Below are 25578 nucleotides of genomic sequence, written 5' to 3'. Positions count from 1 at the left end.
GCTAACTTATGCTGAACTTTAGACCGCTATTGTTTATTTTAGGGCTGTTTTTGTCCATGCTGACAGCTTTCATGCTGATCCCACTGCTCCTCGCCGCATACAAAGGTGAGGAAACTGTGGGCTCTTTTATGGTGTCGGCATTAGTCACAGGCATTAGCTCAAGCCTGTGTTTACACAATGGCCAGAGCAAAAGCATTAACCTCAATATCCGCGATATGTTCCTACTAACTAGCCTAACGTGGTTGATCGTAAGCCTATTCGCGGCCATGCCATTTACCCTTTATCACGGTATTGGTTATACCGACGCCTTCTTTGAAACCATGTCCGGCATCACGACCACAGGTTCTACTGTACTCTCAGGGTTGGATACTATGGATCACAGTATCTTAATCTGGCGCTCTTTATTGCAATGGCTAGGTGGGATTGGTTTTATCGTAATGGCGGTGGCGATTCTACCCTTCTTAAACGTCGGCGGGATGCGGCTATTCCGCACTGAATCATCCGATTGGAGCGATAAAGCCGTGCCTCGCACCCAAAGCATGGCTAAGTATTTATTCTTTATATATATTTTACTAACGAGTATCTGCTGTGTTGCCTATCATCTGGCGGGAATGACTTGGTTTCAGGCCATCAATCATGCAATGACCACCCTCTCGACTGGTGGCTACTCGACCTCAGATAGCTCAATGGCGGCGTTTTCCAACTCTGCACACTGGGTTGGGATTTTCTTTATGGCAGCAGGTGGCTTGCCACTGCTCATGTTTGTACAAACCATACAGCAAAGGGATCTACGGATTTGGAACGATGCTCAGGTCAAAGGCTTCTTATTTTTCCTCACATTTGTATCTTGTTCTATTGGCTTCTGGCTGTGGCAAACCCGCGACATTGAGCTTCTAGATGCACTGCGTTTATCCAGCTTTAACGTGGTGTCGGTAGTCACCACTACAGGTTATGGCTTAACGGACTACGGTGCTTGGGGTGCCTTTGCCAATATCGCCTTCCTGTTTTTAATGTTTGTCGGTAGTTGCTCTGGCTCCACTTCGGGTGGGATTAAGATCTTCCGTTTTCAAATTGCTGGGGCCATTATGCGCGAGCAATTGAAACAGCAATGTCATCCAAACGGTATCTTTAGGGAACGTTACAACAACCGCATCATCAGTGATGATATCGTCCGCTCTCTGATCACTTTCGTACTGCTGTTTGTGATGGTGATTGTAGGCTTGTCAGTGATTTTAGTGCTCACGGGTCTCGATCCTATGACCAGTTTCACTGGCGCGATTACGGCAGTCACTAACGTGGGCCCTGGTTTAGGCCCGATTATTGGACCTGTAGGTAACTTCTCAACGCTACCCGATGTCGCTAAATGGGCGTTGTCACTCGGCATGCTCCTCGGTCGTTTAGAAATCTTAACCGTGGCGGTGTTGTTCCACCCGAGTTTCTGGAAGTACTAATTCAGTAGAGCTTGAATACTAAAAAGGCGCTTAACTTGTTAAGCGCCTTTTTTATTAAGCCTGACCCGTCCTAAATAGCGGTAACGTCGACTAATTCAAGCAGATGATCGGCATAAACTTTCACATCTGCCCAGTCGGTATAATCGATAACTGACTTAGGATCAGTTGGACCTTTAGTCATCTTCATAATCAACTGGATCGCCAATCTGTCGTACCAAGGCCATGAAGGATAATCCACTTTGCCCGCAATAATTTTAAGATCAGCAGGCGTCCATGGCGATAACGCAATGAACTTTTGCAGATATTTATTATTTGCAGGGATACGTTTTTCAGGATTTCTCGCCACAACATTGACGCAGAAAAAACTGTTTGGCAATGCGCCCAGAGCCTGTGCATGCTGCTCAATAAATTGAAACACGCTCTTATCATAGGTGCCATAGAGCACGCAGGCGCCTAAGGCAACGGCATCATAATCAGGCCAATTAATACAAGTCGCGGCAGCACTGTTGATATCGATGAGGTCAACCTTAGCGTCACGAAATCTTAATTGCTCGGCAATTGCACTGGCAATCTTGGCCGTATGGCCACCACGGGTAAAATAAAGTACGAGGACGCGTGTCATAGGCAATTCCCGATCCACTGAGTAATACCACCATTGTGGCAAGGTTACGTTAAATAAACCTCTGATAGGATCACAAATCAGTCGTATCTCATATTCTGAGATGCAAAAATTGAGATCTGCATTGCCGAGCAGTATGATTGCGTAAACACATGTGTTCAATTAGAATTATCTAATCAAAAGCGATAAAGTGAGTGACCTTATGCAAAATGACATAGATGTAGATGCAATGGTAACTAATGCGGAAAGTGCGGCTAAATGGCTCAAGGCCATAGCGAACCCTTATCGCCTAATGATTTTATGTCTATTACTAGACAAAGAGTTAAGCGTAACCGAGCTCAACGCCACAGTGCCATTAAGCCAGTCGGCCCTATCCCAGCATTTAGCCGTATTACGCGCAGAAGATCTCGTGGATACCCGTAAGAGCTCGCAGATTGTTTACTATAAACTCAAGAACGAGCAAGTCACCCAAGTGATTTCGATTCTGCATAGCCGCTACTGCGCAGCCTAACACTGCAAAATTAGCCTAAATTTAAGCCCTAACCTCTTGCAAGTGATTAGGGCTTAATGGTTTTTAATGTTGGCTAAAACGGTTACCGAAGGCATCGACTTTTGCCCAATCGGTAAACTCAAAAGTGCCAGTGATATCCGTTGGCCCTTTAGTCAACCACATGATAAAACGTATCATGGTCCGGTCGAAGAAACCGTATTTAGGGTAATCAATCTTGCCCGCAAACACTTCTAACAGCTGGGGTTGCCACAGTGAAAGCTTGAGAAACTTTTGCATATAAGGATTGGTTTCAGGCGTATTTTTTAAGGGTTTGCGCGCCACTACGTTAACGGTAAAAAAACCATTAATCTTAGTATCTAGCACTGCATGGTGGCGGTTCACATACTGATAAAGCTCTGGTCTATGTTTACCATAGCGAATACTGGCACCAATCAGCACTTTATCAAAATCCACTAAGCTCAACGCTTCCGCCTGCTCTAATGTGACGAGCGAAACCTGCTCTCCCGCCTGTTCAGCAATCGTCTTCATTTTTTGGCAAATTGCCAATGTTTGGCCATCTATCGTCGAATAGATTATTAACGTCTGCATGATTAATTCTTCCAAAAAGTTGGCGTAAACAAAATCAGTAAGGTAAATACTTCGAGGCGACCAAACAGCATAGCCACGACCAATACCCACTTAGCTCCATCACCAATGCTGGCATAATTGCTCGCGACCTCACCTAAACCTGGACCTAAGTTGTTTAAGCATGCCGCCGTGGCACTAAAAGCCGTAATATCATCTAATCCCATCGCCATGAGTGCAAGCATACAAATCACAAACACCAGCGCATAGGCAGAAAAGAATCCCCAAACAGCATCAACCACGCGGTCGGGTAAGGCTTTAGAGCCAATCCTAATCGAAAACATTGCCTTAGGGTGAACGAGTCGTTTCAATTCACGTGAACCCTGTAGCAGCAGTAAAATTACTCGAATGACCTTAATCCCACCCGCAGTTGAGCCACCACAGCCACCGATAAAACTCGAAAACATTAATAGTATGGGTAAAAATAATGGCCACAGATGGAAGCTATCAGTGCCAAATCCAGCCGTAGTGGCAACTGAAACTGCCTGAAATAAAGCATGATCTAAGGTTTCTTCTGGCGAATCATAAATACCAGAACGATAAAGCGTGAAGAAACAAATCGCTGTGAGAATAAGTTGAATCGCCACAAGCATCTTAAATTCAGCATCTTTAAAATAGACTCTAACGTTAATCCCACGTCGTGAAAATGCCGCAAAATGCACGCTAAAGTTAACCGCAGAAACAATTAAAAAGAACACACAAATAAGATTAATAGTAGGACTATCGAAATAGCCCATACTGGCATCGTGGGTCGAAAAACCTCCGATGGCTATGGTCGAAAATGAATGACAAATGGCGTCAAAAATACTCATGCCCGCCCACCAATAAGCCGTCGCGCAGGAAATCGTTAGCAGTAAATAGATATACCACAGTGCTTTAGCGGTTTCGGCTATCCGTGGGGTCATCTTACTGTCTTTCACTGGCCCCGGAATTTCTGCGCGATAAAGCTGCATTCCTCCCACACCGAGCACAGGTAAAATAGCCACAGCGAGCACAATAATCCCCATGCCGCCAAGCCATTGCAGCATATGGCGGTAAAACAAAATGGCCTTAGGTAAAAAATCGAGCCCGACAATGACAGTGGCTCCGGTGGTGGTTAACGCAGAAAAAGATTCAAAGAAGCTGTCTGTCCAGCTTAAGTCTGGCTGACTCGAAAAGATAAACGGCAAGGCACCAATAGAACCCAGTACAGTCCAGAACAGCACGACAATCAGGAAGCCCTCTCGCGTACGCAATTCTTCTTTGCAGTGGCGGTTCGGATACCAGAGCCAAAAACCAATAAATAGGCTAACAAAAAATGCCTGCATAAACGCCGTGCCGCCGCCATCGTTATACCAAACAGCGATCAGTGCTGGTGGCAGCATAGTGATTGAAAATAAACCAATCAGCAGGCCTATGATTCTAATTATGGTTTTATATTGCATTACGCGAGTTCAATTATTCCATTGGCTGTAAAGGTATTTTCAGCATTTGGGCTATTTTGGCATAATTTACGCAGGCATCACAGCTCAAACTCGGGCCTCAAACTTCCTTGACTCAGTGTCGCCAGCGACTCACAAAGCCATGCCTGTTGCTCTCGCCCTATCTCAAACACAATATCGACTGCTGCGGCAAATTGCTTATCAATGATCACGGCATCCACTTGCTGTAATAGATGCTCGACATCGCGCAGCTGCGCATAATCACAATGCAACTTGGCGGGATACCGTAACTGTTTGAGTTGCGTCGGTAATTGAATCAAGCCTTGCCTTAAGCCCGACGTATAAGCCCGAACGAGTCCACCTACGCCTAGCTTAGTACCGCCATAGTAACGCACGACAACAGCGCCAACTTCGCCAATATGTGCCCCTTGCAACACAGCTAACATAGGGCGGCCTGCACTGCCAGCGGGCTCACCGTCATCACTCGAACCAATCAAGACGCTATCATCCGGTGCGCCAGCAACAAAAGCTGAGCAATAGTGGCTTGCGCCGGGATAGTCACGCTTTATGTCAGTAAGTACTAACTTTAATTTATCGACACTATCGCAATGAAAGAGAAAAGAGATAAAGCGACTATGCTTTATCTCTTCTTCAATGACGATTTCATCACAGGGAACGTTATAACTTTCGAGCACGAATTCGCCCTAATCTATTTTCAAACATCAATCGGCTAAGCCGAGCTCACGGGTCATGTTCTCGTTTCTATCTTGATGCACTATGACGTTATCTTCGATACGAATACCGCCAAAAGGCCTTAACTCATCAACCGTTTGCCAATTGATCTGTTGGCCACGACTATCTTGTTTAAGCTCATTGAGCAAAGTATCTATGATGTATAACCCAGGTTCCATAGTCAGCACTTGGTTTGGCGCTAAAATGCGGGTGCAACGTAGGAATGGATGGGCCTCGGGCGCCGCGATATGGGTACCGCGCTCATCGTGGGAGAAGCCACCCACGTCATGTACTTGTAAACCTAACATATGGCCTAAACCATGGGGGAAGAAAGCACTGGTAATGCCTTGATCAACCAAACCTTGGGCATCCCCCGTGGCTAAATCAAAATCCAATAGCATTTGCGCGACTTTAGCGTGAGTCGCTAAGTGTAAATCAGGATAACGCACGCCGGGGCGCATCATGTCGATAAGCTCCAGCTGCGCCTTATTCATCGCAGCGATCAACTCATCGAAACGATTCTTCTCGAATGCATAGGTTCTAGTGATATCAGACGCATAACCAAAGTAGCTCGCGCCCGCATCGATAAGAAAAGACAAACGTTTCGCAGGGCTTTGATGCTCGAGCGCGGTGTAATGCAAAATCGCCGCATTTTGATTAAGAGCGATAATATTGCCGTAGGGCACTTCATTTTCGCTCTGGCCCACGGCAGATAAATAATGCTGTTGGATCTCGAACTCATTCGCACCGTTATAAAACGCATTTTTAGCCGCCAAATGTCCCTGCACCGCAATTTGGTTGGCGCGGCGCATACATTCCAGCTCATATTCAGTTTTAGTGGTTCTGTGGTAATGCAAATAGCTCATCACAGCATCGGGATTGCGACTGGTAAAACCCAGCACTTCGGCTACATCTAAATGCTCACCCAAATAAGCCCAATTAACTGTGTCTTTAGGTAACAGCTCAGCGACCTTATCGGCCTTAGTTAACAGCTTAATATCAAAATGCTCGGTCCAGAACATATCCGGCACATCGGATACTTTGTGCCAAAAATCCACAGGACGATAAAAAATCAGCTGCGGCTTATCGCGACCATTGACGACTAACCAGCAATTCGGATTATCCAACACAGGCAACCATGCCTTGAAGTGCGGGTTTGCTTTAAAGGGATAATTGATATCATCCAAAAACATCCGATGCGGCTGACCCGAATGGATCACTAAACCAGACAAGGCTTCTCGAGACAAAATCTCTGCGACTCGGCGGTTTAACTCGGCAATATGGGCACGATAGTGATGAGCCAACTGATCCATTTGTCATCTCCTGCAATGAATAAAAGTTAATATTATGAGCCAAATTTGCCCACATAATCTTAATCTGATCATGAACAACAGATTCAATCAAAACGTTAAACTGTCACTCAATCTAAAATACATGGCTGCTGAATAAAGAACATTAAAGCGATAACATCATGATTATTTTTAATAATTCTATTCAACCCTAGCATGGCTACAGCGTTTAAACGTCTAAGGAAAACAGCCACAAAGACCTATTTATCCGCAAAGTGATTTAACGCATTCTAGGTGTTCTACACTCTGTGCAGTGTATCACAAAGGTAAAAAATCACTCTAGCCGACAAGAAATTAAACAGTCGTTTAAATTGGGTGTTGTAATTTATCGAATTTCGAAGCACACTGGCACACAACTGGTCAAATGATGGCCGAAGCTGCTGTGAGATAGAGAGTCGTACTAGCACCAACACATAATGGTGGGTATCACTTTTAAGCCAAAAGGAAGCAAGCAATGATCTACCAAAGTCCTACAATTCAAGTTGAGTTACTCGAGGATAATATTGCCAAGCTGTGCTTTAACGCACCCGGTTCGGTGAACAAATTCGACAGAGAAACCCTCGCCTCGCTCGATGCGGCATTAGACAGCATCAAGCAAGATTCCAATATCAAAGCGTTAGTGCTGACCTCAAGTAAAGATACCTTTATTGTGGGCGCCGACATTACCGAATTTTTAGGCCTGTTCGCACAAGATGATGCCGTATTGCTCTCTTGGGTTGAACAAGCTAATGCAGTCTTCAACAAACTCGAAGACTTGCCTTTCCCAACTGCATCAGCAATCAAAGGCTTTGCCTTAGGTGGCGGCTGTGAAACCATTCTGGCAACGGATTTCCGTATCGCAGACACCACAGCCAAAATCGGTTTACCCGAAACTAAACTCGGCATCATCCCAGGTTTTGGCGGCACAGTTCGTCTGCCACGTGTGATTGGTGCAGATAACGCACTTGAGTGGATCACGACCGGTAAAGACCAACGCGCTGAAGATGCACTGAAAGTCGGCGCTGTTGATGCCGTGGTTGCACCGCAAGCGTTAGAAGCTGCTGCGATTCAAATGCTGAAAGATGCTGTTGCTGAAAAGCTGGATTGGCAAGCACGTCGTAACCGTAAACTGTCTGCACTAACACTGCCAAAACTTGAAGCTATGATGTCATTCACCACAGCCAAAGGCATGGTGTTTGCTGTTGCGGGTAAACACTACCCTGCACCAATGGCTGCAGTAAGCGTAATTGAGCAAGCATCGACTAAAGGTCGTGCTGAAGCATTACAAATCGAACATCAAGCCTTTATCAAGCTCGCTAAAACTGACGTTGCTAAGGCACTTATCGGTATTTTCCTTAACGATCAATTTGTTAAAGGTAAAGCGAAGAAAGCCGGCAAGTTAGCGAAAGAAGTCAACAACGCGGCCGTATTAGGTGCAGGCATTATGGGCGGCGGCATAGCTTACCAAAGCGCCAGCAAAGGCACACCGATTGTCATGAAAGACATTGCCCAGCCAGCCTTAGATTTAGGCCTCAATGAAGCCGCTAAACTGCTATCTGCCCAAGTCGCCCGTGGCCGTTCAACGCCAGAAAAAATGGCCAAAGTGCTAAACAACATCACGCCTTCGTTAGATTATGCCGCAATTAAACACAGTGATGTTGTCGTTGAAGCCGTTGTTGAACATCCAAAAATCAAAGCACAGGTTTTAGCCGAAGTTGAAGGTTATGTGAGTGAAGATGCAATTATCGCGTCAAACACCTCAACAATTTCAATCAACTTACTCGCTAAGAGCATGAAGAAACCTGAGCGTTTCTGCGGTATGCATTTCTTCAACCCAGTGCACAAAATGCCTTTGGTCGAAGTTATCCGTGGCGAGCACAGCTCTGAAGAAACCATCGCCTCTGTTGTGGCTTATGCCAGCAAAATGGGTAAGACCCCAATCGTTGTTAATGATTGCCCGGGTTTCTTCGTTAACCGCGTACTCTTCCCTTACTTTGCAGGCTTTAACGGCTTACTTGCCGAAGGTGGCGACTTTGCTGCAATCGACAAAGTGATGGAAAAACAATTCGGTTGGCCAATGGGCCCTGCTTACCTGCTCGACGTAGTGGGTTTAGATACAGGTCATCACGCCCAAGCCGTTATGGCTGAAGGTTTCCCTGATCGCATGGGTAAATCAGGCACTGATGCGATTGATGTGATGTTTGAGAACAAACGTCTTGGTCAGAAAAATGGCAAAGGTTTCTATGTCTATTCAGTCGATAGCCGTGGTAAACCGAAGAAAGATGTCGATCCTACGAGCTACGGCCTATTGAAAGCTGCCTTTGGCGAGTTAAAAGCCTTTGAAGCCGATGACATTATTGCCCGTACTATGATCCCTATGATCATCGAAACCGTGCGCTGTTTAGAAGAAGGTATTGTCGCATCACCAGCCGAAGCGGATATGGGCCTAGTTTATGGCTTAGGTTTCCCGCCATTCAGAGGCGGCGTGTTCCGTTATTTGGATACCATGGGTGTCGCAAACTTTGTGGCCTTAGCAGACAAATATGCTCACTTGGGCGGTCTGTATCAAGTCACAGATGCGATGCGTACATTAGCAGCCAATAACGGTAGCTACTACCAAGCCTAATTAGCGGGAAAGGAATTTAATCATGAAACAAGCTGTTATCGTAGACTGTATTCGTACTCCGATGGGCCGCTCAAAGGCTGGCGTATTTCGTAATGTACGTGCAGAAACTCTGTCTGCCGAATTGATGAAAGGTCTGTTGCTGCGTAATCCGCAACTCGACCCAAACCTAATTGAAGACGTGATTTGGGGTTGTGTGCAACAAACCCTAGAGCAAGGCTTCAACATTGCCCGTAATGCTTCACTATTAGCCGGCATTCCAAAAACCGCTGGCGCTGTGACGGTTAACCGCCTGTGTGGCTCATCAATGGATGCTATCCATCAAGCGGCGCGTGCGATTATGACTGGCATGGGCGACACCTTTATTATTGGTGGCGTAGAACACATGGGCCATGTGCCTATGAGCCATGGTGTCGACTTCCACCCTGGTCTTGCTAATAACGTGGCAAAAGCCTCTGGCATGATGGGGTTAACTGCTGAAATGCTAGGTAAACTGCACGGTATTACCCGTGAGCAGCAAGATGCTTTTGCGGTACGTTCTCATCAACGCGCTTATGCAGCCACAGTTGAAGGCCGTTTTGCCAAGGAAATCTATGGCATTGAAGGTCACGATGCTAACGGTGCCTTAATTAAAGTCCTGCAAGACGAAGTGATCCGCCCAGAAACCACAATGGAATCTCTAGCAGCACTGCGTCCGGTATTTGATCCAGTCAACGGCACTGTGACTGCAGGTACTTCTTCTGCACTGTCTGATGGCGCTTCAGCCATGCTGATCATGGAAGAATCTAAAGCGCGCGCACTTGGCTTACCAATTCGTGCACGTATTCGCTCTATGGCGGTTGCGGGTTGTGACGCGGCTATCATGGGTTACGGCCCTGTTCCTGCCACGCAAAAAGCGCTGGCTCGTGCCGGTATCACAGTTGCCGATTTAGATGTGATTGAACTGAACGAAGCGTTTGCAGCTCAGTCTTTACCTTGTGTGAAAGATTTAGGTTTAGCGGATGTGGTTGACGACAAAATCAACCTCAACGGCGGCGCGATTGCACTAGGTCACCCACTGGGTTGTTCAGGTGCGCGTATCTCTACGACGCTGATCAACTTGATGGAAGACAAAGACGCGACCTTAGGTTTAGCGACCATGTGTATTGGTTTAGGCCAAGGTATCGCAACCGTGTTCGAACGCGTTTAATTCGTTACTCAAATAATCAAAGCCGGAACTTGTTCCGGCTTTTTTATGCCAAATATTCTGCCATCGTAAATATTAATATTTCTCATTTCTTCTGCTGTTCATTTGAAAATCAGTCCGTTATCGACTTAACTACAAGGGCATTACTGGCTATTGTGGACGACAAGTGGCAGCAATCATCAGCCAAATCTAGGCAGTGTAGTGCAAGGATGCAATTCGTTGTTTTACCAGAGGAATGCCAGATGCTACAAACGGAACAGACCCTTTTCGAACAAATGCGGATCACTGAGCTGGAGATCGAGTCTCGTAAGGCGCTCTTCTCTTTTACAGGGGCGGACGTAAAGGCCCTGCAATCCTTTAAGCCCATCATTGAAGAAAACATAGATAAAATCGTCGACGACTTTTACGGCTTACAAACCAGTGTGTCAGAAATTGCGCTCTTGATTGGAGACTCAGACACCCTTGCCCGCCTACGTACCGCACAGAGAAGATATGTGCTTGATTTATTTAATGGTGTTTATGATCTTGAGTACGTAAACAATCGCCTGCGGATTGGGTTAGTCCATAAACGCATTGGTGTTGAGCCCAAACTTTACCTGTCTGCGGTGCACACACTCAAGGAGTTGATCTATGCAGTGATCAACGGCTCAGTACAAGATGTACGTCAAGCTGAACGTATTCGAGCCGCAATTGATAAACTCGTGCTGTTTGATGTCACACTAGTATTCGATACTTATATTCGCAGCTTAGTCTCCGAGATTGAGAACGCTAAAGATAAGGCTGAGAAATATGCCCAAAGCATGGAAAGTAAAGTCAAAGAGCGGACCCAGCAGTTAGAAGAACTCTCGCAAACCGATCCCTTAACAGGTTTGCTCAACGTAAGGCACTTACAAGAAACCGCAACTCGCATACTCAGAGCTGCCCAAAGACGCGCCGAGCCAGTGTGTGTCATCTACTTAGATGTAGATGATTTTAAATTATTTAATGACACTCAAGGCCATAGATCAGGTGATGAAGTACTTTGTGCTGTCGCAAAAGCGATTAAAGAAACCACTCGTGCTGAAGATCATTGTTTTCGATATGGTGGAGATGAGTTCTGTATCATCATGCCTAACTGTCGTGAGGAACAAGCTCGCGAGAATTTCATCACTCGGTTTAATCAAAAAATAAAACTCAGTCTAAACAATATTTCCTTAAGCTTTGGCATTACAGATACAGGCCCCTATGAATACGAAGAAGCCAATAGCTTAATTCATAAAGCCGATCAAAAAATGTATAGCTACAAACGGGCGTCCAAATTGCAGCAACAAACTATGGCAGCTGCAAATGATTTAGCACCAGAGAATAGTACTGCAGTTATCCATCCAATCTCTCAATCTCAAAGCGCTGCTGATAAAGCCGTTGAGTAATATTAATTACCATCAGCCATAAGTTTGTTCCACGTGGAACATTTTATCTCTAGCCTTGCTAACGACAAAAAGCACACCAATCAAACCACATCACAAATTGCGACCGCCAACTTGGTTTATCATGGGGGCTGGAGTAACATTAGCTAATTCTGCTTAACCGTTCAGTAGAGGTAATATGAACGACGCTTTCTCAACCGCACAGCATAGGCTCGATGCACTTGGCTTACGTTGCCCAGAACCTGTAATGATGGTGCGTAAAACGGTAAGACAAATGGCTGCTGGCGAGACACTGCTGATCATTGCCGATGACCCTGCAACGACACGCGATATTCCAAGCTTCTGTGAGTTTATGGATCACACGCTTATCGCCAGCGAAACGGCTCAGACGCCATACCAATATTTGATCAAAAAAGGACTTTAAGTCGTATCGTTTTAGCGACTTAATCATTAAAAAAGGATGTGAGGAACTATGCCAAAACTGCTGGCAATTGCCTATAAAACTGTAAAGCGCGGCCCAATGAATGAGGTTCTCTGTGCCAATGTCACCCAGTTAAATGGTGTAGAGAAAGATGTATTTGGTCGTCCTGGCAAACGCCAAGTCACTGTGCTTTCCAAACTACAATGGCAACAAGCCTGTCGTGCTATTGAGGCAGAATTGCCTTGGACGACTCGCAGAGCAAATCTGCTCGTTGATGGTCTGGTATTTAGCAGTGCAGATGTTGGTAAACATTTACAGATTGGTGAGTTACTACTTGAAATTACAGGTGAGACCGATCCCTGTAAAAAAATGGAAATTGCACATGTTGGTTTAGAAGCCGCACTCACCCCAGATTGGCGAGGAGGTGTAACATGCAGGGTATTAAATGATGCCATGATCCACCTAGGTGATGAGATAGCAATTTTCTTTCCTCGCTAATCCAATCACCTATCTCAGCTAGTTATCCATATTCCTCTATAAATAGAACCAAATAACTTGGTTCTATTTCTGTTGTCCCAATCCTAATATAAAAATCAGCTTTCTAACTCGAACATCAATTGAAACAGTATTTACGTTTTCCTTCCTATCTATTTATGCGATAACTACACCAAGTATTAACAAAACTTTATCTTGTGATTAATACCGCTCATGTAGCCCATAAGAACGATAACAGGAAGTGACATGTTGAACTCTAAACTTACCCCGCTTTATATTGCCCTCACTCTTGGGATGAATACCCTCGCAGTTAACGCCACAGAAACGAAAGAATCGACTTGGAATGTTAACGCTCCAGCGAATGCTCCCTTAGTGCAAGTCAAAGTTGATGTTAATGAAGGCACTTGGATGAACTTAAGTGTCAGTCCAGATGGTAAGCATATCGTCTTCGACTTACTCGGTGACATCTACCAAATTCCAGTAACAGGCGGTGAAGCTAAGCCATTAGTCCAAGGCATAGCTTGGCAGATGCAGCCCGTCTATAGCCCTGATGGCAAACACATTGCTTTTACGTCCGATGGCGATGGTGGTGATAACATTTGGATTATGGATGCCGATGGTAAAAACCCAAGAACCGTCACCCAAGAAACCTTCAGGCTGCTAAACAGTCCAGCGTGGAGCCCAGACTCCCAGTATCTGGTTGCCCGCAAGCACTTTACCGCCAGCCGCAGTTTAGGTGCGGGCGAAGTGTGGCTATACCACGTTGCGGGTGGCGAAGGCGTCAAACTGACCGAACGTCCGAATGAGGAGAAAGATTTAGGTGAACCCGCGTATTCACCTGATGGGCGCTATATCTACTTTAGTCAGGATGACACGCCGGGAAAAACATTCCATTACTCAAAGGATTCGGTCAACGGTATCTATAAAATCAAACGCTACGATACTCAAACTGGTGAGATTGAAGTATTAATCGAAGGCACGGGTGGTGCGATTCGGCCAACGCCGAGCCCAGACGGCACTAAGCTCGCCTATATTAAGCGCGATGATTTTCAATCTTCACTCTACCTGCTCGACCTTAAGTCTGGTGAAACCACTAAACTGTTTGGAGAGCTAGACCGTGATATGCAAGAGACTTGGGCCATTCATGGCGTCTATCCAACAATGGCATGGACACAAGATAACAAGGATATTTTCTTCTGGGCTAAGGGAAAAATTAATCGTCTGAATGTTGCTAATAAAACACTCACAGATATCCCCTTTAGTGTAAAAACTGAGTTAGCCATACAACCCTCGGTGCGCTTTAAGCAAGATATCGATAAAGACGTTTTCGATGTAAAAATGCTACGTATGGCGCAAGTCTCACCGGATGGTAGCAAAGTCGCCTTCGAAGCACTGGGGAAAATTTGGTTAAAATCCTTACCCGATGGCAGAATGTCGCGCTTAACTGATCTAGACAAAAATATTGCAGAACTTTATCCCCAATGGTCGCGCGATGGTAAAAATATTGTTTTCACCACGTGGAATGACCAAGACCAAGGCACAGTACAAGTGATTAGCGCCAAAGGTGGCAAACCTAAGCAGCTAACATCTGAACCAGGAAAGTATGTCGAACCCACCTTTTCACCCGATGGTGAACTCGTAGTGTATCGTAAAACTCAAGGCGGTAACCTCACACCAAGAACTTGGTCGCAGGAGCCCGGGCTATATAAAGTCGATATTAAAGGTAAACAAAATAGCAAGATCAGTACCGATGGCTATCAAGCTCAATTCGGTGCCAATGCCGATCGCATCTTTTTTATGAATAGCAGCGAAGATGAAACGCCGCAATTATCATCGATCAACTTAGACGGCTTCGATAAGCGGGTTCATTACAGCAGCAAACATGCAACTGAATTTAGGGTTTCACCCGATGGTGAGCAACTCGCCTTTGCTGAACGCTTTAAAGTTTGGGTAACACCTTTTGCTAAACACGGCGAGACAGTTGAGATTGGCCCCAATGCCAGCAATCTACCCGTAAGCCAATTGAGTGCACGTGCGGGCGAAAGTATCAGTTGGAACAGTAAAAGCGACCAACTATATTGGACTCTTGGCCCCGAGTTGTACCAAGCCAAGGTTGACACTCAATATCGCGACAAAGGTGAAAAGGCACAACCAAGCATTATCGATTTAGGCTTTACCGAAAAGGCCGATGTTCCACGTGGAACAATCGCCTTCGTCGGCGGTAAAGTGATTACGATGGAAAATGACCAAGTGATTGATAATGGTGTGGTCATAGTCAAAGACAATCATATTGTCGCCGTAGGTGATGCCAATGTTGCGATTCCTAAGGATGCGCAGATCATCGACATCAAAGGCAAATCCATCATGCCAGGACTATTCGATGCCCACGCCCATGGACCGCAAGCAGATGATGAAATCGTGCCACAACAGAACTGGGCACTGTATTCAGGCTTATCCTTGGGTGTCACCACGATTCACGATCCATCGAATGACACCACAGAAATCTTTGCCGCATCTGAGCAACAAAAAGCAGGCAATATTGTTGGCCCACGAATATTCTCCACCGGCACCATACTCTATGGTGCCAATGCGTCTGGCTACACGTCGCACATAGACTCGCTCGATGATGCCAAGTTTCATCTTGAACGCCTGAAAAGAGTTGGAGCCTTTAGCGTAAAAAGCTATAACCAACCGCGCCGCAATCAGAGACAGCAAGTAATAGCCGCAGCGCGTGAACTTGAAATGATGGTCGTGCCTGAAGGTGGCAGTTTGCTGCAACATAATTTAAGCATGGTCGCCGATGGACATACTACGATTGAGCACTCGCTCCCCGTTGGTTCAATCTATAACGATATCAAACAGTTTTGGAGCCAGACTCAAGTTGGTTACACGCCAACCTTAGTGGTCGCCTATGGTGGTATTTCTGGTGAAAACTACTGGTATGATAAAACCGATGTATGGGCCCATCCACGCCTATCCATGTATGTGCCAGCCGATATTTTACAAGCAAGATCAATGCGACGCCCCCATGCTCCAGATGGCCACTACAATCATTTCAATGTTGCAAAAGTCGCTAACGAGCTCAATAAGTTAGGGGTTCACCCAAATATTGGCGCCCACGGTCAGCGTGAAGGTTTAGCGGCACATTGGGAAATGTGGATGTTTGCCCAAGGCGGCATGAGCAATATGGAAGTGTTGAAAACGGCCACCATTAATCCAGCGATAACCTTTGGCATGGAACAGCAACTTGGTTCTATCAAAGAAGGTAAGCTCGCAGACTTGATCGTTATTGATGGTGATCCATTAGCCGACATTCGAGTCACCGACAAAGTCACTCATACTATGGTCAATGGTAAGTTATTTGAGGCAGAGACTATGAATGAACTTAATGGAGATAAAGAACAGCGTAAGCCGTTTTTCTTTGAGAAACTCTAAGTTCGACCTCAAGACAAAATGAAATTGTCGCTTTTCTATAAGGCCATTTAGACTTTATAAGAGTGATGACTAACTCCTGCGAATAACAAAAAGCATGTTCCACGTGGAACATGCTTTTTTATCTCTAGGCTTCTAATACCACGACAAGTCCCAACCCCTACTTCAACATAGGCAAGCTCTGCGATTAATGTTACTCGTGGTTATGCAGTCCGGCACAAGAATCGACACAGGCCTGATAGGAAATACACTCGACAAGATGATCGTTCACCATACCCACCGCCTGCATAAAAGCATAACAAATAGTTGGGCCGACAAAATTGAATCCGAGTTTCTTCAACGCTTTTGACATGGCTTCAGATTCTGGTGTTTGTGCAGGAACCTGCGACATTGCCGTAATCTGATTAGCTATGGGTTTTCCGCCCACAAAGCTCCATAAAAATGCAGAGAAATCCTTCCCGTCGGCAGTATAGGCTAAATAACCTTTAGCATTCTTGATGATAGAGTTCACCTTCAAGCGATTGCGCACTATACCGGGATTCAACATGAGCTCCTCTACTTTCGCCTCATCGAAAGTAGCAATAATCTCAGGTTCAAAATTAGCAAAGGCCTGTTCATAGTTTTGTTGCTTCTTCAGGATAGTTATCCAAGATAATCCGGCCTGTTGACCATCTAAACACAACTTAGCAAACAGCTCCTTTGGATCATAAACAGGTCGCCCCCACACTTTGTCGTGATACTCACGATACAAGGGATCATCACTTACCCAGCCACAGCGGATCTCTTCCATGGTATATAACCTTATTGTTTTAATTAAGAAGGTAAAAAATAACCTACATAAGCAGATATCTACAAGGTATAATCGAACCCATTTTCTATTCAGGCTGACGGCAGTAGACAAGTAGACATGACGACAAAACACGACGTAAAAACATTTCAGGGTTTCATTCTCACCCTGCAGGAATATTGGGCACAGCAAGGCTGTGCAATTGTTCAACCTCTAGATATGGAAGTCGGCGCTGGTACATTCCACCCACAAACTTTCCTACGTTCTTTAGGGCCTGAACCTATGAGCAGTGCCTATGTGCAGCCATCGCGCCGCCCTACGGATGGTCGTTACGGTGAAAATCCTAACCGCCTGCAGCACTACTACCAATTCCAAGTCGTGTTGAAGCCTTCACCTGACAATATTCAAGAGCTGTATTTAGGCTCACTACAAGCACTGGGTATTGATACTCAAATCCACGATATCCGCTTTGTAGAAGATAACTGGGAATCACCAACACTAGGTGCTTGGGGCTTAGGCTGGGAAGTCTGGCTTAATGGCATGGAAGTGACTCAGTTTACTTACTTCCAACAGGTCGGCGGCATCGAATGCAGCCCAGTCACAGGTGAAATCACCTATGGCCTAGAGCGTCTGGCAATGTATATCCAAGGCGTTGATAGCGTTTATGATCTCGTATGGACCGATGGTCCACTAGGCCTAATCACCTATGGCGATGTGTTCCATCAAAACGAAGTCGAGCAATCGACCTATAACTTCGAGCACGCCGATGTGGACTTTATGTTCACCCTGTTCGATCAGTGCGAAAAAATGTGTCAGCATTTATTGTCGCTAGAAAAACCTTTACCTCTGCCCGCCTACGAGCAAGTGATGAAAGCCTCACACGCCTTCAACCTGCTCGATGCCCGCCATGCCATTTCAGTTACCGAGCGCCAACGCTACATCTTACGCGTTCGTACTATGGCGAAAGCGGTCGCTGAATCTTATTATCAGGCACGCGAAGCGCTTGGCTTCCCAATGTGTAAGTAGAGGTAAAAACATGAATTTTGAAAACTTACTCATAGAGTTAGGCACGGAAGAATTACCCCCTAAGTCACTGCGTAAACTGGCTGAATCCTTTTTAGCTAACTTTACTGAAGAACTCACCAAAGCCGATTTAGCGTTCAGCTCAGCCGTTTGGTACGCAGCGCCACGTCGTCTGGCAATTAACGTCACTGAACTTGCCCTTGCACAAGCTGACAAAGTCGTTGAAAAACGCGGCCCAGCAGTGAGTTCAGCATTCGATGCTGAAGGCAAACCGACTAAAGCCGCCGAAGGTTGGGCACGTGGTAATGGTATTACTGTTGAACAAGCCGAACGTTTAGTTACAGATAAAGGCGAATGGTTAGTCCATAACGCCAAAGTTGAAGGCGTCGAAACCAAAAGTTTAATCGCTGCTATGGCTCAACGTGCACTCGATAAATTGCCCATTCCTAAGCCAATGCGTTGGGGCAATAATAAAACCCAATTTATTCGCCCTGTGCACACAGCCACTATGTTGTTAGGCAGTGAGTTGATTGAAGGTGAATTGCTGGGTATCAAATCGGCACGCACTGTTCGCGGTCACCGCTTTATGGGGCTCAAGCAGTTTGAATTAGCACACGCTGATCACTACCTTGCCGACCTAAAAGAAAAAGGCAAAGTCATCGCCGATTACGAAAGCCGTAAAACATTAATCAAAGCCGATGCCGAAAAAGCCGCCGCTAAGATTGGTGGCACAGCCGATATCGAAGATAGCCTGCTTGAAGAGGTCACCTCTTTGGTTGAATGGCCAGTAGTATTGACCGCCAGCTTCGAAGAAAAATTCTTAAGTGTACCGTCTGAAGCTTTGGTCTATACCATGAAAGGCGACCAAAAATACTTCCCAGTCTTTGATAATGCAGGCAAGTTACTGCCAAACTTTATCTTTGTGGCCAATATCGAATCTAAAGATCCTGCACAAATTATCTCTGGTAATGAGAAAGTCGTTCGTCCACGTCTTGCCGACGCCGAATTCTTCTTTAATACCGATAAAAAACACACGCTGGAATCGCGTTTACCGAGTCTTGAAACCGTCCTGTTCCAACAGCAGCTCGGATCCTTAAAAGACAAAGTGAATCGTATTTCTGCCCTAGCCGCCTTTATTGCCAGACAAACTGGCGCGAATGCGGTTGATGCAGCCCGTGCAGGTTTGTTATCTAAAACCGATTTGATGACCAATATGGTGATGGAGTTTACCGACACTCAAGGCACTATGGGTATGCATTACGCCCGCCTCGATGGTGAAACCGAAGCGGTTGCGGTTGCAATGGAAGAGCAATACAAGCCTAAGTTCTCTGGCGATACAGTGCCTAGTGCTGGCGTATCTTGCGCAGTCGCATTAGCAGATAAGCTCGATACTTTAGTCGGTATCTTTGGTATTGGCCAAGCACCCAAAGGCGCTGCCGATCCCTTTGCCCTACGCCGTGCCGCCATCGGTGTGCTGCGTATTATCGTTGAGAATAAACTGCCACTGGACTTAGTAACACTGATAGCTAAAGCTCAGGAGCTCCACGGTACTAACTTAAGCAACGCCAATGCAAGCGACGAAGTGTTAGAGTTCTTAATGGCACGCTTCCGCGCTTGGTATCAAGATAAAGGTATTGGTGTTGATGTGATCTTAGCAGTGCTAGCACGTCGCCCAACACGCCCAGCTGATTTTGATAGTCGTATCAATGCGGTATCACACTTTAGAAGCTTAGAAGCTTCTGGCGCACTTGCAGCAGCGAATAAACGTGTATCTAACATTCTGGCTAAGGTTGAAGGCGCTTTACCGACAAGGATCAATGCAAGTTTGTTGACCGAAGCGGCAGAGCAAGCATTGGCGGCCAAATTGAACGAACTACAACCACAGTTGGCACCTTTGTTTGCCAATGCTGATTACCAACAGGCCTTAACTTTGTTAGCTGCCCTACGTGAAAGCGTCGATCAGTTCTTCGAAGATGTAATGGTTATGGCGGATGATGAAGCTTTGAAAAACAATCGTTTAGCATTGTTGAATAATCTACGCGAGCAGTTCCTGCACGTAGCGGATATATCACTACTGCAATAACGATACTAACGTTTTTTAAATTATCGCTTTATAAAAAACGCGCTCATTAGCGCGTTTTTTATTGCCCTGATTTCTTATATCAAACGTATTACATGGCCCAATCAAAACTGCAGTAGTTTTTGATGTAAGCCATCAAATTGAGTTTGATCTAAATTAACTTGCTGCAGTAAATTCGCCAGAATCTCAGGGGACAATTGCCCTGCTTGATGCAGCATAGAAATCTCGCTGATCACATTCGCCCGCCATACCACAGCGGCTAGCCCAGCTTGCGGGCGCGAGTTCACACTGGCAAGCTTGTCTAATTCTGTTTCAAAGGTATTGGGTAACTGCCAATGCTTAGCAAGCAATGAACTCAAGGTTAACGATTTCGTCGTCATCACTTGTCTAAATAATCCAGAATTAGGCTGTTCTCCCGGCTCTGCCTGTACAAACGCATCGAGTAGCATTTTAAAAATGGCCAACTTGCCGACATCGTGTAATAGGCCCAATAAAAAAGCCGTATCTTGATCTTCATCGCTTAACTCACTGGCGAGAAAAGCAACCTGCATCGAATGGCGCCAAATTTCAGCGCCGAAACGACGAAAATAAATTGGCTTGATATCCAACATTTCACGCACTAGACAAGTGGTGACAAACTTTCTCAACTGTTCGCGGCCAAGTTGTACCAAAGCCTGCTGTAAACTGGTGATATCCCTATCGCTACGTTTAAACGCGGGAGAATTACACAGCTTAAGCACCTCCACACTCAATAAAGGATCTCGCTCGATAAGCGCTAATAGATCCTTAATATCAAATTGTGGGTCGGCCAACTTACGATCTAACTCCAATACCTTTGACGGCAGCTTTAACACTTTTTCGGCGATGACTTGTGGCGATGCTAAGGCCTGCTCTATCTCCGCCATTACACGACGTTCAAGATTATTCGCTACACCACCAGTGTCCTTAACCCGTGTCGGAAATAACAAACTATAAAAGAGTGCAGATAAATCGACAGATACCACGCTAATGTCTTCGAGAGGTTTAGCAGGTTCAAGCGACTTACCTAAGTCCGTCGTTGAAAAACTTTTGGGTCTCTCAACGGTCGTCGTATCGCGAATATTAAAGAGTTTATTAAAAAGTGATTTAATCAAGAAGCATCAACCTGTCATTATAAATAATTGTTAAAAAGTCAGTTAAATATTGCCCATCATAAATCCATTTTGATCAGCTCAAGCCATGTATTAAGACATTGTAGACAGGCTAATACTTAGCTTAAGTGTAACATATTCAATTCATTTCGGACTTCTTCTATCCCACCATTACTGCTTTTACAAAGACAATCTTGGTTACAAGTTGAAACCTCAAAAAACTTACATTTCAGCATCATTTAACTGACAATATGCCTACCATTTATAAAGGGATACGTATTTTGTCTCCCTTTAAGGGATTAACAATCTACTCGCGAGCTAACAACGGAAAATTTGATGATCGAGGTAATAAAAGCGGGTGCACTAACCACAGTTCAAGATCTCGGACGCATGGGATACCGACATTTAGGTGTAACCCAAGCTGGCGCCTTAGATAGACCTGCCCTGTGTTTAGCAAACCGCCTATTATCAAACCCAGATAACACACCCGTATTAGAATTGACCTTCGGCCAATCGATTTTTTTGTTTAAACGCGACGCTTGGATTGCCTTAACCGGTGCCGATTTCGATGCGCGTATAGATAATAAGCCCATAGTTTGCGGCTGGCGTTACTCCATTAAGGCAGGGCAAAAACTCAGTCTTAGAGGGGGAAATAAAGGCATGCGTGCTTATATTGCCGTTGATGGCGGCGTTAAAGTACCGCTAGTGATGAATTCTGCCGCTACCGATTTAACCTCAGGTATCGGTGGATTTCATGGCCGCGCATTAGAAGCGGGCGATCGCCTGACCTTAGGTTCAGCTCATCCACTAAGAAGGCAAGTTGGCGCAATTCAAAAAAGTTGGGATGGGCATATTCGCGCACTCGCGACCAAGCACACTCAAGCCTTCTCGTTGAAATCTCAGCAAACATTCTGGCAAACACAGTGGCAACTGTCGGCAGAAAGCAATCGTGCAAGTGCAATACTCAAAGGTGATACGTTAACATTGGCGAAGCCATTCCCTGTGCAATCACACACAGTCACGCCCGGAGTGGTTCAAGTCTCCGCTTCAGGGCAACCACTCGTGTTACTTGCCGATGCGCAGACCACCAGCAGTCATCCGCAAATAGCCGTAATTATTGAAGCCGATCTTTGGAAGCTTGCCCAAACTCGCCCAGGGCAAACAGTAACATTCGAATTAGTCGACGATGAACAAGCGGCAACGGCGCAAGCGGAATGGCATGATTACTTCTACCGACTACAACGTAGCCTAGGTTAACGAACCACTGCATAATCAAATCTACAAAATATCACCCCATATCCCAACTAAAGCCCATATCGGTTTAATTCAAATAACACACTATATACTCGCGCTAATTCGCACTTAGCTTCGGTGTAACTTGCTGGCTATAAAACAGCGCCACATCTTGTAATTGCTCAGAACTTAACGCGCTGACTTGTGATTGCATCAAAGGATCGAGTCGTAAACCGGTTTTAAAATCGACGAGCTGTTTATTAAGATAAGCTAATTTTTGTCCCTTTAAGTTTGGGAATTGCTTGGCCATAGCGATCACCGCATTGCCATGGCATGACTCACACTGTGCCGTAGCCAATGCCTGACCTCGCTCTATATCTGCTTGATAAACCTCTCCATTAACCTCTGTGGATAAGCCACATAGCGCAATCAAACTTATAATCGCTTTCATTTTGGCTCCTTAGGGAAAGGTTTAACTAGCGCAGGCTGCAGGCTCGGTTCTAAAGGTAGACGCCTGAAGATCGTCATATCCATTTCAGCTTGACCATAATAAGTGCTTAGATAACTCAAGGTGGGCTCCCAAGTATCCGACAAGTCCCATAAACCCTGAGTGTCTATCATCCACTGCAAAGTCTCTTTCCAAAAGGCTTTATCGCCGTGGTTTTGCACGACTATCATACTGGTATGGCAGGCATTACATTGATAGTTCACTAACTCCCAGCCAGGAGCCATGATCAAACCCGATTTAGGGTCCACTGGATACTCAGCAGCTAGCGAAATACTGGATGCCACTAACCCAAGCAATATCAGTTTATTGATATGTGACTTCATCACACCACCCTAACGGCAATACGGTGGCAGCCGTTAAACATATATCCCTTAGGATTCCATTGCGGTTGTACGACAGGCTGACTATCACCTTCACTATCGGTCGCTTTTGCCCAGATTTCATAATAGCCCTGCGACGGTAATTGCAATTCAATCTTCCATTGCTGCCATGCTGTTATGTTTTTAGGTTTTTCTAATTCAGCGGCAAACCAACGAGTGCCATAATCGTAACTGACTTCCAGCTTAACCACTTCCCGCAATCCCGCCCAAGCATGACCTGCGATAGCCATCTTTTGACCTACAGCTAATTCGGTTCCAGATTGGGGGTGAGCGATCAATGACTTCACTATCATTTCTTCAATGATTTTATAGTCTTTATCATCAACAGACTCACCTGGCGCTATGGGATATTTAGGGAGTTGATACGCTGGCGCTTCCATTTTATGCCCATCATGGACTTTATTACGCACACTGATCCCCGTCGCTGCTTTTTGCGAAACGGATCCTGGCCGTCCACCAAACACAATACGTAAGGGATATCCATGTAGATAAGGAATGTCCTCACCATTCATCGACCATGCAATAAGCCCAAGCTCTTCGAGCGCCGCCTTTATTGGTACGCCTCGTGAAATCGCCTCACCTTTGCCGCTCAAATGCCGATCAACACCGTGATGGCCTGTGTAAACAGCATCAGCTTTAATACCGCAATCCTTAAGCACATCACTCACTAAGACACCTGTCCACTCGGAGCAAAATACGCCGGCATTATTCCACTGATTGCCTTTAGTACTAGGAAAAAAGCCAGAGCGACTATTACCGCCACATTCAATCAGTAACTGCAGTGTGTAATGCTTAAAGCGACGCTTAAGTTCATCAATTGTGTAGGTTTTCGGAGTAGCAACAGACTCGCCATCCACTTTAAAAGTCCAAGTCTTAGCATCCAGCGCCTTAAAATCGGGCACTATGCCATTCCAACGGATAAATGAGGCATCAGCAGGCGTCACAGCAGGAGCGAGTTTATGCTCCGGCGGAAACGCATTCAGTGGATGAGTGTTTAATACTTTGAAATAACTTGGTAAATCCTCAGCCTTAGTCCAAGTTAATGCTGATATATCCAGAGGAGTGACGGCTGCGGGAAGCTGATCGGCAAATACCCACTTAACGGGTAAGGCAGATAACACAGACGTCGCTACCGCACCTTTAATAAAAACCCGACGATTAAGATCCATGTTATTTATCCTTTCCGAGGTAAAAATAATCCGCCATCAGCTGCATATCAGCCTCAGTCAAGAGTTGGGCGACTTTAGTCATAGTGGGATCTTGGCGATTCCCCGCCTTAAAGGCTCGCAGTTGCTTCAATAGGTATTCTGAGTTTTGCCATCCGATATTAGGAATATGCTCAAAACGACTCACACCGGACTCGCCATGACAGGCCTTACACATATTCAATAACTTATTTGCCTCATCGGCGTTTGCCACCGCCGATAGCATAAAAATCAGTGCACTTACGGGGTAAATCACTCGCTGCCACATCCATTTATCTCGCCAATTAGCCTTTATCTCGACAGAATCCATCGAACAAAGTAATTAAGATATGGTTAAATTATCTCAATGCTGTGGGTCGTTTAAATTCAATAAAAGTGACTCGTAAGCTCAAGAGAAATGACGCGTATTAGCGGATGTAGAAAGGGTAAAATATTCATTAGTCATAGGTGAAATGAGTCCATATAGTAGCTTTGCAGAAACACTGCATTTCACTCAAGGACAAACAATGGATCTTTATATCGGCAATAAAAATTACTCTAGCTGGTCACTGCGAGCTTGGTTAATGGCCGCAAAATCTGGCGTGCAGTTCAACGAAGTATTACTGAAACTCGATACCGACAGCTTCTATCAGCAACTCAAAGCCATTTCGCCGACGTTAAAAGTACCGACATTAGTCGATGGTGACATTAGGGTATGGGATTCACTATCAATTTGTGAATACCTCAATGACACCTATACCCGTGATCAATGAAGATGCTTGATTTTCAGTGAAATGAGGATCAAGCTAACGATTATGAAACTACTCCTTACTCCTGAACAAAAACAAGTCCTAGAGACCCAGCATGCTCAAACGCGTGACGGGCGTATTCGTGACCGCATCAAAGCAGTACTGCTTGCATCCGAAGGCTGGACCCCGGCAATGATTTCTCAAGCATTACGCATTCATGAAAGCACTGTACGTAATCACCTTGCCGATTACACC

23 protein-coding genes and 1 pseudogene are annotated in these 25578 nt (G+C 45.5%); 13 read left to right on the top strand and 11 right to left on the bottom strand.

Annotated elements, in window-relative coordinates; translation table 11 throughout:
* Nucleotides 1-8: 8 nt before the first annotated feature.
* Nucleotides 9-1451, top strand: a complete 1443-nt coding sequence (locus L5M38_RS19355) for a TrkH family potassium uptake protein (protein ID WP_113941395.1) — start codon at nucleotides 9-11, stop codon at nucleotides 1449-1451.
* Nucleotides 1452-1521: 70 nt separating this feature from the next.
* Here L5M38_RS19355 and hemG (L5M38_RS19350) read toward each other — a convergent pair whose 3' ends face one another.
* Nucleotides 1522-2073 (bottom strand): menaquinone-dependent protoporphyrinogen IX dehydrogenase, encoded by a 552-nt coding sequence (gene hemG, locus L5M38_RS19350; RefSeq protein ID WP_263180057.1) that lies wholly within the window; start codon nucleotides 2071-2073, stop codon nucleotides 1522-1524.
* 199 nt (nucleotides 2074-2272) lie between these two features.
* Between hemG (L5M38_RS19350) and L5M38_RS19345 the strand changes: the two genes are divergently transcribed.
* Nucleotides 2273-2581 (top strand): ArsR/SmtB family transcription factor, encoded by a 309-nt coding sequence (locus L5M38_RS19345; protein ID WP_105250823.1) that lies wholly within the window; start codon nucleotides 2273-2275, stop codon nucleotides 2579-2581.
* A 63-nt stretch (nucleotides 2582-2644) separates the two neighbouring features.
* Here the strand turns inward: L5M38_RS19345 and hemG (L5M38_RS19340) are convergent, their stop codons facing one another.
* From hemG (L5M38_RS19340) to pepQ, 4 genes are all read right to left on the bottom strand, one after another.
* Entirely contained in the window at nucleotides 2645-3169 is a 525-nt protein-coding gene (gene hemG, locus L5M38_RS19340) for a menaquinone-dependent protoporphyrinogen IX dehydrogenase (RefSeq protein WP_168827577.1), read from the bottom strand.
* A gap of 2 nt (nucleotides 3170-3171) precedes the next feature.
* Nucleotides 3172-4629, bottom strand: coding sequence for a TrkH family potassium uptake protein (locus L5M38_RS19335; protein ID WP_105250821.1), 1458 nt, complete (start codon nucleotides 4627-4629; stop codon nucleotides 3172-3174).
* Between the two features lie 77 nt (nucleotides 4630-4706).
* Nucleotides 4707-5321: a YigZ family protein gene (locus tag L5M38_RS19330; RefSeq protein WP_168827579.1), complete on the bottom strand. Its 615-nt coding sequence runs from the start codon at nucleotides 5319-5321 to the stop codon at nucleotides 4707-4709.
* A 27-nt stretch (nucleotides 5322-5348) separates the two neighbouring features.
* Complete coding sequence (gene pepQ, locus L5M38_RS19325; protein ID WP_263180055.1) at nucleotides 5349-6671, bottom strand: Xaa-Pro dipeptidase; 1323 nt, start codon at nucleotides 6669-6671, stop codon at nucleotides 5349-5351.
* Between the two features lie 490 nt (nucleotides 6672-7161).
* Here pepQ and fadB point away from each other — a divergent pair, with 490 nt between their 5' ends.
* The 6 genes from fadB (at nucleotide 7162) to L5M38_RS19295 (ending at nucleotide 16252) form a co-directional block, all read left to right on the top strand.
* Nucleotides 7162-9312: a fatty acid oxidation complex subunit alpha FadB gene (gene fadB / locus L5M38_RS19320; RefSeq protein WP_263169489.1), complete on the top strand. Its 2151-nt coding sequence runs from the start codon at nucleotides 7162-7164 to the stop codon at nucleotides 9310-9312.
* Between the two features lie 22 nt (nucleotides 9313-9334).
* Nucleotides 9335-10498 carry an acetyl-CoA C-acyltransferase FadA gene (gene fadA, locus L5M38_RS19315; RefSeq protein WP_006083808.1) on the top strand — a complete coding sequence of 388 codons (1164 nt, stop codon included), beginning with the start codon at nucleotides 9335-9337 and terminating at the stop codon, nucleotides 10496-10498.
* Nucleotides 10499-10737: 239 nt separating this feature from the next.
* Complete coding sequence (locus L5M38_RS19310; RefSeq protein WP_113941402.1) at nucleotides 10738-11904, top strand: diguanylate cyclase domain-containing protein; 1167 nt, start codon at nucleotides 10738-10740, stop codon at nucleotides 11902-11904.
* A gap of 175 nt (nucleotides 11905-12079) precedes the next feature.
* Nucleotides 12080-12325, top strand: coding sequence for a sulfurtransferase TusA (gene tusA, locus L5M38_RS19305; RefSeq protein WP_105250817.1), 246 nt, complete (start codon nucleotides 12080-12082; stop codon nucleotides 12323-12325).
* Between the two features lie 48 nt (nucleotides 12326-12373).
* A complete protein-coding gene (locus tag L5M38_RS19300; RefSeq protein ID WP_113941403.1) occupies nucleotides 12374-12820 on the top strand; it encodes an MOSC domain-containing protein in 447 nt (148 codons plus the stop codon).
* 243 nt (nucleotides 12821-13063) lie between these two features.
* Entirely contained in the window at nucleotides 13064-16252 is a 3189-nt protein-coding gene (locus tag L5M38_RS19295) for an amidohydrolase family protein (protein WP_263180054.1), read from the top strand.
* Between the two features lie 190 nt (nucleotides 16253-16442).
* On the opposite strand, the gene L5M38_RS19290 is transcribed toward L5M38_RS19295, so the two are convergent.
* Nucleotides 16443-17039 (bottom strand): DNA-3-methyladenine glycosylase I, encoded by a 597-nt coding sequence (locus L5M38_RS19290; protein WP_263180052.1) that lies wholly within the window; start codon nucleotides 17037-17039, stop codon nucleotides 16443-16445.
* Nucleotides 17040-17156: 117 nt separating this feature from the next.
* Between L5M38_RS19290 and glyQ the strand changes: the two genes are divergently transcribed.
* Together glyQ and glyS are read left to right on the top strand one after the other, a co-directional pair.
* Entirely contained in the window at nucleotides 17157-18062 is a 906-nt protein-coding gene (gene glyQ / locus L5M38_RS19285; protein ID WP_006084781.1) for a glycine--tRNA ligase subunit alpha, read from the top strand.
* 10 nt (nucleotides 18063-18072) lie between these two features.
* Complete coding sequence (gene glyS / locus L5M38_RS19280) at nucleotides 18073-20142, top strand: glycine--tRNA ligase subunit beta (RefSeq protein ID WP_263180051.1); 2070 nt, start codon at nucleotides 18073-18075, stop codon at nucleotides 20140-20142.
* Nucleotides 20143-20243: 101 nt separating this feature from the next.
* Here glyS and L5M38_RS19275 read toward each other — a convergent pair whose 3' ends face one another.
* Nucleotides 20244-21272: an HDOD domain-containing protein gene (locus L5M38_RS19275; RefSeq protein WP_263180049.1), complete on the bottom strand. Its 1029-nt coding sequence runs from the start codon at nucleotides 21270-21272 to the stop codon at nucleotides 20244-20246.
* Between the two features lie 333 nt (nucleotides 21273-21605).
* Here L5M38_RS19275 and L5M38_RS19270 point away from each other — a divergent pair, with 333 nt between their 5' ends.
* On the top strand, nucleotides 21606-22526 hold the full coding sequence (locus L5M38_RS19270; protein WP_263180048.1) for a biotin-dependent carboxyltransferase family protein: 921 nt from the start codon (nucleotides 21606-21608) through the stop codon (nucleotides 22524-22526).
* A 94-nt stretch (nucleotides 22527-22620) separates the two neighbouring features.
* Here the strand turns inward: L5M38_RS19270 and L5M38_RS19265 are convergent, their stop codons facing one another.
* From L5M38_RS19265 to L5M38_RS19250, 4 genes are read right to left on the bottom strand one after another with little or no spacing between them, the layout of a single operon-like run.
* Nucleotides 22621-22953 carry a c-type cytochrome gene (locus L5M38_RS19265; protein ID WP_263180047.1) on the bottom strand — a complete coding sequence of 111 codons (333 nt, stop codon included), beginning with the start codon at nucleotides 22951-22953 and terminating at the stop codon, nucleotides 22621-22623.
* The gene (locus tag L5M38_RS19260; protein WP_263180046.1) at nucleotides 22950-23333 is read right to left on the bottom strand and encodes a cytochrome C; all 384 of its coding nucleotides are present in this window, start codon (nucleotides 23331-23333) and stop codon (nucleotides 22950-22952) included. The genes L5M38_RS19265 and L5M38_RS19260 overlap by 4 nt, the downstream gene beginning before the upstream one ends.
* On the bottom strand, nucleotides 23333-24559 hold the full coding sequence (locus tag L5M38_RS19255) for a sulfite oxidase (RefSeq protein WP_263180045.1): 1227 nt from the start codon (nucleotides 24557-24559) through the stop codon (nucleotides 23333-23335). The genes L5M38_RS19260 and L5M38_RS19255 overlap by 1 nt, the downstream gene beginning before the upstream one ends.
* 1 nt (nucleotide 24560) lies before the next feature.
* Nucleotides 24561-24863, bottom strand: a complete 303-nt coding sequence (locus L5M38_RS19250) for a c-type cytochrome (RefSeq protein WP_006083821.1) — start codon at nucleotides 24861-24863, stop codon at nucleotides 24561-24563.
* Nucleotides 24864-25101: 238 nt separating this feature from the next.
* Between L5M38_RS19250 and L5M38_RS19245 the strand changes: the two are divergent.
* Together L5M38_RS19245 and L5M38_RS19240 are read left to right on the top strand one after the other, a co-directional pair.
* A pseudogene (locus L5M38_RS19245) lies at nucleotides 25102-25332 on the top strand (glutathione S-transferase N-terminal domain-containing protein); the annotation flags it as partial.
* 57 nt (nucleotides 25333-25389) lie between these two features.
* The coding region (locus L5M38_RS19240) for a helix-turn-helix domain-containing protein (protein ID WP_263179487.1) at nucleotides 25390-25578 on the top strand (189 nt) is incomplete at its 3' end.

It is taken from the genome of Shewanella sp. SM101, assembly GCF_025654465.1.
Taxonomy (GTDB): Bacteria; Pseudomonadota; Gammaproteobacteria; order Enterobacterales; family Shewanellaceae; genus Shewanella; species Shewanella oncorhynchi.
Note: the sequence above shows the minus strand (reverse complement) of the source record. Positions and strands in the feature narration are given on the sequence as shown.

Coding starts and splice junctions, on each gene's coding strand:
- L5M38_RS19260 (WP_263180046.1), bottom strand. CDS start 23,333: ATGAAGTCACATATCAATAAACTGATATTGCTTGGGTTAGTGGCATCC.
- glyS (WP_263180051.1), top strand. CDS start 18,073: ATGAATTTTGAAAACTTACTCATAGAGTTAGGCACGGAAGAATTACCC.
- L5M38_RS19300 (WP_113941403.1), top strand. CDS start 12,374: ATGCCAAAACTGCTGGCAATTGCCTATAAAACTGTAAAGCGCGGCCCA.
- L5M38_RS19335 (WP_105250821.1), bottom strand. CDS start 4,629: ATGCAATATAAAACCATAATTAGAATCATAGGCCTGCTGATTGGTTTA.
- pepQ (WP_263180055.1), bottom strand. CDS start 6,671: ATGGATCAGTTGGCTCATCACTATCGTGCCCATATTGCCGAGTTAAAC.
- L5M38_RS19345 (WP_105250823.1), top strand. CDS start 2,273: ATGCAAAATGACATAGATGTAGATGCAATGGTAACTAATGCGGAAAGT.
- L5M38_RS19250 (WP_006083821.1), bottom strand. CDS start 24,863: ATGTGGCAGCGAGTGATTTACCCCGTAAGTGCACTGATTTTTATGCTA.
- hemG (WP_168827577.1), bottom strand. CDS start 3,169: ATGCAGACGTTAATAATCTATTCGACGATAGATGGCCAAACATTGGCA.
- L5M38_RS19355 (WP_113941395.1), top strand. CDS start 9: ATGCTGAACTTTAGACCGCTATTGTTTATTTTAGGGCTGTTTTTGTCC.
- fadB (WP_263169489.1), top strand. CDS start 7,162: ATGATCTACCAAAGTCCTACAATTCAAGTTGAGTTACTCGAGGATAAT.
- fadA (WP_006083808.1), top strand. CDS start 9,335: ATGAAACAAGCTGTTATCGTAGACTGTATTCGTACTCCGATGGGCCGC.
- tusA (WP_105250817.1), top strand. CDS start 12,080: ATGAACGACGCTTTCTCAACCGCACAGCATAGGCTCGATGCACTTGGC.
- L5M38_RS19290 (WP_263180052.1), bottom strand. CDS start 17,039: ATGGAAGAGATCCGCTGTGGCTGGGTAAGTGATGATCCCTTGTATCGT.
- L5M38_RS19270 (WP_263180048.1), top strand. CDS start 21,606: ATGATCGAGGTAATAAAAGCGGGTGCACTAACCACAGTTCAAGATCTC.
- glyQ (WP_006084781.1), top strand. CDS start 17,157: ATGACGACAAAACACGACGTAAAAACATTTCAGGGTTTCATTCTCACC.
- L5M38_RS19255 (WP_263180045.1), bottom strand. CDS start 24,559: ATGGATCTTAATCGTCGGGTTTTTATTAAAGGTGCGGTAGCGACGTCT.
- L5M38_RS19265 (WP_263180047.1), bottom strand. CDS start 22,953: ATGAAAGCGATTATAAGTTTGATTGCGCTATGTGGCTTATCCACAGAG.
- L5M38_RS19295 (WP_263180054.1), top strand. CDS start 13,064: ATGTTGAACTCTAAACTTACCCCGCTTTATATTGCCCTCACTCTTGGG.
- L5M38_RS19310 (WP_113941402.1), top strand. CDS start 10,738: ATGCTACAAACGGAACAGACCCTTTTCGAACAAATGCGGATCACTGAG.
- hemG (WP_263180057.1), bottom strand. CDS start 2,073: ATGACACGCGTCCTCGTACTTTATTTTACCCGTGGTGGCCATACGGCC.